At 67.7% G+C, this 7431-nt stretch carries 7 protein-coding genes; all 7 read right to left on the bottom strand.

The genetic code is table 11. The features are described 5' to 3' along the window. Nucleotides 1–20: 20 nt before the first annotated feature. A complete protein-coding gene (locus tag AC1DBQ_RS19995) occupies nt 21–431 on the bottom strand; it encodes a DUF779 domain-containing protein (RefSeq protein WP_091251311.1) in 411 nt (136 codons plus the stop codon). Nucleotides 432–447: 16 nt separating this feature from the next. Further along, nucleotides 448–1470: an alcohol dehydrogenase AdhP gene (adhP, locus tag AC1DBQ_RS19990; protein ID WP_476930168.1), complete on the bottom strand. Its 1023-nt coding sequence runs from the start codon at nt 1468–1470 to the stop codon at nt 448–450. Between the two features lie 186 nt (nt 1471–1656). After that, nucleotides 1657–3180, bottom strand: coding sequence for an acetaldehyde dehydrogenase ExaC (gene exaC / locus AC1DBQ_RS19985; RefSeq protein WP_476930167.1), 1524 nt, complete (start codon nt 3178–3180; stop codon nt 1657–1659). Between the two features lie 141 nt (nt 3181–3321). After that, complete coding sequence (locus AC1DBQ_RS19980; protein WP_476930166.1) at nt 3322–4704, bottom strand: GAF domain-containing protein; 1383 nt, start codon at nt 4702–4704, stop codon at nt 3322–3324. Nucleotides 4705–4823: 119 nt separating this feature from the next. Continuing rightward, complete coding sequence (locus AC1DBQ_RS19975; protein WP_116765189.1) at nt 4824–5126, bottom strand: hypothetical protein; 303 nt, start codon at nt 5124–5126, stop codon at nt 4824–4826. A gap of 12 nt (nt 5127–5138) precedes the next feature. Further along, nucleotides 5139–6590 carry an amidase gene (locus AC1DBQ_RS19970; protein ID WP_476930165.1) on the bottom strand — a complete coding sequence of 484 codons (1452 nt, stop codon included), beginning with the start codon at nt 6588–6590 and terminating at the stop codon, nt 5139–5141. Nucleotides 6591–6745: 155 nt separating this feature from the next. Further along, the coding region (locus tag AC1DBQ_RS19965; protein ID WP_476930164.1) for a ferredoxin--NADP reductase domain-containing protein at nt 6746–7431 on the bottom strand (686 nt) is incomplete at its 5' end.

Below are 7431 nucleotides of genomic sequence, written 5' to 3'. Positions count from 1 at the left end.
CTACGCTCCGCTGTTCCGGCTCAGACCGGCCAGTTTTCCATCAGCGCCGAGCGGATCAGGAACCGCTTGCCTTCCGGCGCCTCCACCGAGAAACCGCTCCCCCGGCCAGGGACGACGTCGACCGTCAGGTGCGTGTGGCTCCAGTAGTTGAACTGCTCCCGCGACATCCAGAATTCCACCGGCTGGGGCTGGATTCCGTCCGAAATGTCGAACAGGCCAAGCAACACGTCCGAGTCCCCCGTGATGAACTCCCCGGCCGGGTAGCACATGGGCGAAGAACCGTCGCAACAGCCGCCGGACTGATGGAACATCAGCGGGCCGTGCTGCACCCACAGCTTGCGCAACAGGCCCACAGCCTCCGGGGTGAGCGCCACGCGGGAGAAGTCCTCCCCCGGACGGGTCACGGCGGCGTCGAGCTTGGTCTCCGGCATCAGCGTCCTTCTTTCATCAGAACCTCAGCACCACACGGCCGTCGATCTTGGCGTGCTTCATCTCATCAAGAACAGCGTTCACTTCGGAAAGCGCCCTCGTGGACACCGTGGGGTGGATCTTGCCCTGGGCGTAGAAGTCGAGGGCCTCCTCAAGGTCCTGCCGCGTGCCCACAATGGAGCCCCGGACCGTCAGCCCCTTGAGCACAATCTCAAAGATCGGCGCCGGGAAGTCCCCCGGTGGCAGCCCGTTGAACACGATCGTTCCGCCGCGCCGGGCCATCCCAATGGCCTGCCCGAACGCTGACGGGTKCACTGCCGTGACCAGGACTCCATGGCATCCTCCGGTTTCGCGCTGGATAACTTCGGCGGGATCCTCGTGCAGGGCGTTGACCGTCAGCTCTGCACCGTGCTTCTTGGCCAGGGCGAGCTTGTMGTCGGCGATGTCCACCGCCGCGACCCGCAACCCCATGGCCACGGCGTACTGGACAGCGATGTGGCCGAGTCCGCCGATCCCGGAGATGGTGACCCACTGGCCGGGCTTKGCCTCGGTCATCTTCAGGCCCTTGTAGACGGTGACGCCCGCGYAGAGCACCGGAGCCACTTCCACCGGATCTGAGCCGGCGGGGATTCGGGCAGCGAAGCGGCTGTCCACCAGCATGTACTCGCCGAAGGAACCGTCCACACTGTAGCCGGCGTTCTTCTGGGCCTCGCAGAGGGTTTCCCAGCCTGTCCGGCAGAACTGGCAGTCGCCRCAGGCGGACCAGAGCCAGGCGTTGCCCAMCAGGTCTCCGACGGCCAGGTCAGTGACGCCTTCGCCGAGGGCCACGACTTCGCCCACGCCTTCGTGGCCGGGAATGAACGGCGGGGTMGGCTTTACCGGCCAGTCGCCTTCCGCCGCATGGAGGTCGGTGTGGCAGACGCCGGTGGTGATGACCTTGACCAGCGCCTCGCCGCGGCCCGGGGAGGGAATGGGGAGGTCCTGGATCTGGAGGTCCTTGCCGAATTCAGTTACTACAGCTGCTTGCATTGTCGTCGTCATTGGCGAAATCCTTGCGTAGTTATGGGGCGTAGTTATGGGGCCTAGTTATGGGGCCTAGCTTTAGGGCGTATTCAGGGTTTGGTGTACTCCGTGGGGTGGTGGGTGGTACGTCCCGCCCGGGGGTGGCCAGGCATGGTGCGGGCGGGGCGGATCACTTCCGATCCGCCCCGCCCGGGTCAATGCGGCTTAGAAGAAGCCGAGCTTGTTCTCGTTGTAGCTGACCAGGAGGTTCTTGGTCTGCTGGTAGTGGTCCAGCATCATGGAGTGGTTCTCGCGTCCGATGCCGGAGGACTTGTACCCGCCGAACGCGGCACCGGCCGGGTAGGCGTGGTAGTTGTTGACCCACACGCGGCCGGCCTGGATCTCGCGGCCGGCTCGGTAGGCAACGTTGCCGTTGCGGGACCAGACGCCGGCGCCGAGGCCGTAGAGGGTGTCGTTGGCGATCCCCATGGCGTCGTTGTAATCGCTGAAGCGCGTCACGGACACCACCGGGCCGAAGATCTCCTCCTGGAAGATCCGCATTTTGTTGTGTCCCTCGAAGATGGTGGGCTGCACGTAGTAGCCGCCGGCCAGGTCCCCGGACAGTTCGGCGCGGGCGCCGCCGGTGAGGGCCTTGGCGCCTTCCTGCTTTCCGATGTCGATGTAGGACAGGATCTTCTCGAGCTGGTCATTGGAGGCCTGGGCGCCGAGCTGCGTCTCGGTATCCAAGGGGTTGCCCTGGATGATCTTCTGTGTGCGGGCCAGCGCGTCGGCCATGAAGGAGTCGTAGATGCCTTCCTGGACCAAGGCGCGGGACGGGCAGGTGCAGACCTCGCCCTGGTTGAAGGCGAAGAGCGTGAAGCMTTCAAGGGMCTTGTCGTAGAAGGCGTCGTTGGTGTCGGCAACGTCGTTGAAGAAGATGTTGGGGCTCTTGCCGCCGAGTTCCAGCGTGACCGGGATCAGGTTCTGGGAAGCGTACTGGCTGATCAGCCGGCCGGTGGTGGTTTCGCCGGTGAAAGCGATCTTGCGGATCCGCGGGCTGGAGGCCAGGGGCTTGCCGGCCTCCACGCCGAAGCCGTTGACCACGTTGATKACGCCGGCCGGCAGGAGGTCGMTGATCAGTTCCATCAGCACCAGGATGGAGGACGGGGTCTGCTCGGCCGGCTTCAGGACGACGGCGTTGCCGGCGGCGAGGGCGGGGGCGAGCTTCCAGACGGCCATGAGGATCGGGAAGTTCCAGGGAATGATCTGGCCGACGACGCCGAGGGGTTCGTGGTAGTGGTAGGCAGTGGTGTCGTCGTCGAGCTGGGACAGYCGGCCCTCCTGGGCGCGGACGGCTGAGGCGAAGTAGCGGAAGTGGTCGGCGGCGAGCGGAATGTCCGCATTGAGGGTTTCGCGGATCGGCTTGCCGTTGTCCCAGGATTCGGCGACGGCGAGCATCTCGGTGTTCGCATCGATGCGGTCCGCGATCTTGTTCAGGATCGCGGCGCGCTCGGCCACGGAGGTCTTGCCCCAGGACGGCGCAACCTTGTGCGCGGCGTCCAGCGCCAGCTCAATGTCCTCGGCGGTGCCGCGGGCCACCTCGCAGAAAGCCTTGCCTGTCACGGGGGTGATGTTCTCGAAGTACTGGCCCTTGACCGGGGCAACCCACTCGCCGCCGATCCAGTTCTCGTAGCGGTCCTTGAAGGTGACCTTCGAGCCCTCGGTACCGGGCTGGGCGTAAACAGTCATTGCTAGCTCCTTTACTGTGCAAGAGAGGGGGCAGCAAGGCGCTTCCGGCCCCCGTTGCACTCAGCCTAKGGGCGCGAAGGTTGCAGTCAGGTTGCAACGATGTGAGCCCGGTCACGGTCCGGGTGCCCGGGCCGTGACGGTTCAGGCGCTCAGTTCCCGGTCCAGCCGTTCCAGATCGGCGACGACGGCGGCACGCTTGGGCGAGCGCGGTGCCAGCAGCTTCAGCGCGGCGGTCCGGACGTCGACGTCGTCCTTTGCCTCGGGCAGTTCGGCGTACTTCAGCAGTGACTCGGCGCTGCCGTCCGTCAGCAGTGCCTCGCGCATCAGCGCGGAAACCCTGGCCCGCAGCTCCACGATGCCGGGCGCCTCCGAGCGCGGCAGTACGGCGCCGCGGTAGATTTCCAGCGCTATCCGGTGAGCGCCGCGTTGCAGGCAGCTCAGCACCTGTCCGGAGTCCGGCACGAGGTCGACCGGCAAGCGGTACGGGCGTGACGCCGGGACGGCCTCGGGATTGAGCTGCTGCAGGACCTTGCGCAGCCGTACCATCTCCGCGCGCAGCGTCATGGTGGAGGCCTCCCCGGGGTACAGGAGGGCGCACAGCTCCTCGGCGTTCAGGCCTTCGGGGTGGGTGCTGAGCAGGGCGAGGATCTCACTGTGCCGGGCGGACAGTGACACGGTGCGGCCGTCAATGCTGAGCAGGGCCTGATCGCGGCCAAGCAGTTGGAGGCTGTTCCGGTACAGGCTGCCGGCGGMCGGTGCCCCGGCCGTTTTCGGCGCGGCCGGGCTTCTCCGCCGGGAGGGCGAGGACTGGCGTGCGGCGGCCAGCTGGAGCCGTTCCACCCGCAGATGCGCCTGGGCAGCGGCGACCGTCGCCTCGACGAGGGACAGGGTGTGGGGGGCTACGGCCGTCTCCGTGCCGGTGATGTCGACGACCCCCAGAAGTGCGCCGGAATCCGGGTCGTGGAACGGCACGGCCGTGCAGCTCCAGGGATGGACCGAACGCTTGTAGTGTTCCGCGCCGGAGATCTGGATGCCCCGGCCCAGGGCCAGCGCGGTGCCCGGGGCGCTGGTGCCCACCGTCGCCTCGGACCAGTCGGCGCCGGGGACGAACATCATGCCTTCGGCCCGGCGCTGCAGGGCGGMGTCGCCTTCCACCCACAGCAGCCGGCCGACTTCGTCCCCCACGGCCACCAGCATCCCGCTGTCATGGCTTGGCAGGACCAGGAGCTTGTGGATCACAGGCATGATGGCGGCCAGGGGGTGCTGGCGGCGGTATTCCTCAAGTTCTTCGCGGTCCATGGCCAGGGGGGCCTCGGGGTTGTCCGGGTTGGCGTGCAGTTCGGCCGAACGGCGCCACGACTCCCGGATCAGGCTGCTGAGCCCGGGCAGGTGCAGGTCCTCCGGAAAGACGAGACCCCGGGAATCCAGTTCCTCGTGCCCGGCGCTGGCATGCTTCTGCCGCAGCGCTGCGGTGACGCCGCCTGCTGGCGGTAGCAGMGCTGCCGGATGGACCAGATTCCTCATTGAACTCCCACCGGACGGGCTCGACGGCGTGCCGGAGGCCGCCTCGTCCGGCCCAGTCTAGTTCMGTGCGGGGAGTTTGGAAATGCACCGCCTTGTTCCATAGGTGGGCCCGGAGGGGCTCAGGCGCCGGCTCCCGGCGGCAGGACGTAGCTCTTGATCTCGCCCACGTGCTGGATCTCGGGGCGTGGCAGCCCGGCGGCCGCTATCAGCTCCTGGAATTCCCTGCCGCCGCTGAAACGGTCAAAGACCTCCCGGCTCGGGCAAGTGTCCAGAACGGCGATGCCGTCCTCCGTCTGCACGCACAGATGCAGCTCCAACTGGCCGGCGGGCAGGAGAGCCAGCAAGCGGTCGTGGCCTGCGAGAAGCTCCGCCGGGTCGCCGCGGAAGCTGTACATTCCCAGATACATSGTGCCCAGATACATGACGGGTCTCCTTCACATGGATTGCTTGAGTGCAGGCCGTCGCCCGGCCCAGGGGCTGGCCTGCTCCAGCTGGGCGGCCAGCCGGAAGAGGGTGGCTTCGGCGCCGAAGCCGGCGAGGAAGGACATCCCGACGGGAAGCCCGGCGGAATCGGTGCCCAGCGGCACGGACATGGCCGGGTTGCCTGTGATGTTGGCGTATTCGCMGTCGAACATCAGGAAGCGGCCGGCCTCCCGTTCCCCGCGGACGGGGTCCTCCGCCGTCGCCGTCAGCGTGCCGAGCGGCAGCGGCGGCCAGCCGACTGTCGGTGTCAGCCACAGATCGTAGGTCTGGAAGAAGCCGGCAACCCGGCGGCTGAAGCGTTGGAGCTCCTCCACGCCCTGCAGGTAATCCCCGGCGCTGACCTTCCGGCCGCGCCCGAACAGGACCTCGGTATACGGTTCCAGCTCCCCCGGTTCCGGCCCCCGGCCCAGCCGCCGAGTCCAGTAGCCCTCGATCCAGGCGGCTGCGGCGGCGTATACGGCCCGGATGGCGTGGTGCCCCGCCCGGTCCAGGGGTTCGGGGTGCGCTTCCTGGACGTCGTGGCCCAGGTCGCTCAGCAAGCGCACGGCGGCGTCGAAGGCCCGCAGGTAGTCAGGATGGACTGTCTGGCCGCGATTGGGAGTGGCCGTGGCCGCGATCCTGAGCCGTCCCGGCGGTGTCACGGCCTCGGCCGCATAAGGGCGTGACTGCGGCGGCGCCAGGTAGGGGTCCCCGGGAGCCGGACCGGCGACGGCGTCCAGCAGCGCTGCGGCGTCGCGGACTGTGCGGGCCAGGGCGAATTCGGTGGCGAGGCCGCCGACGACGTCACCGTATTCCGGGCCCAGCGGCACCCGTCCMCGGGTCGGTTTGAGGCCGACCAGACCGCACCACGCCGCGGGATACCGGAGCGACCCGCCGAGGTCGTTGCCATGGGCCATCGGGACGATCCCGGCTGCAACGGCGGCCGCCGACCCGCCGCTGGATCCGCTCGTGGAGCGGGACAGGTCCCAGGGGTTGCGGGTTGCCCCGTGCAGGACCGGTTCGCAGTGCGGGCTCAGTCCGAACTCGCACGTATTGGTCTTGCCGATGATGGCCAGTCCCGCTCGGCGGAAGCGCCGCGCGAGTTCCTGGCTGTGGCCGGAGACGTTTCCGGCGAGCCAGCKTGAGCCTTCGGAGAACGGCGTCCCGGCGATTTCCAKCGCGAGGTCCTTGACCAGGAACGGCACCCCGGCAAACGGAAGGTCGTCGGTGGGGGTGCTGCCGKGCGCCCCGCCGTCCGCGGTGTCGGTGTCGGTGTCCAGCCCGGCGATGACGGCATTCACCACCGGGTTGAGTTCCCTGATGCGGTCCCGGGCCTCGGCGAGGAGTTCGGCGGCACTGACCTGGCCGGAGCGGACCAGGTCGGCCTGCTCCGTGGCATCCATCCAGCGGAGTTGTTCGTCCATGGCACCTCCCGAAGGGGAATCGCAGCAGGGGAAACACAGCACGGGGGTCACATCACGACGGTTACAGCACGGGGTTTGCAGCATGGCGGTACGGCGTCCGCCGCGGCAGTCCTTGTGCGTGAAATTCTACGTCCGGGCGCCGCTGACGGGACAGGCTAGTCGCGGGAAATCTCAATCATCTCCTCGCGCGGCACCACCTTGATGCGCTCCCGCTCAATCCCGTTGGCGTTCTCCGCAGCCGACCACTCCGCACCGAGGGCGAGCTCGTGGGCATCGAGCTTGATCCACCCTTCCCAGGTCGTGTACTGGATGCCGCGTTCCTGCAGCAGATCGATGATGGCCTGCGGGTCCGGGTTCTGCGCCGGCGGCAAGGTKAGCCGGTCTTCCAGCAGGTAGCCGATGGTCTCCAGCGCGTCACCCTTGGTGTGGCCGATCAGCCCGACGGGTCCGCGCTTGATCCAGCCGGTGGCGTAGATCCCGGGGACCGGCTTCCCGTCGGCGTCGAGGACACGGCCGCCTTCGTTGGKGACAACGCCGCGTCGGGCATCGTACTCCAGCTCATCCAGCGGCGAGCCGTGGTAGCCGATCGCCCGGTAGACGGCTTGGACCGGGTAGTTGAGGAATTCCCCGGTGCCCTTGACGTTCCCGGTGCCGTCGAGCTGCATGCGTTCAAATTTGATGCCGGCGACTTTGCCGGGATTCGCGGCGTCGTCATGGATCTCGACCGGGCTGTGCAGGAAGTGCAGGTGCAGCCGGCGCGAGGACGGTTCCTCGGCTTCGGCGTGGTCCTCGACGAGCCAGTTGGTCAGGGTGTTGACCATGGTCCGTATCTGGTTGTTGC

It is taken from the genome of Arthrobacter sp. 10T413_2, from assembly GCF_056394205.1.
The sequence above is the reverse complement of the archived record's forward strand: the minus strand, read 5'-3'. Positions and strand labels throughout refer to the sequence as shown.

Coding starts and splice junctions, on each gene's coding strand:
- AC1DBQ_RS19995 (WP_091251311.1), bottom strand. CDS start 431: ATGCCGGAGACCAAGCTCGACGCCGCCGTGACCCGTCCGGGGGAGGAC.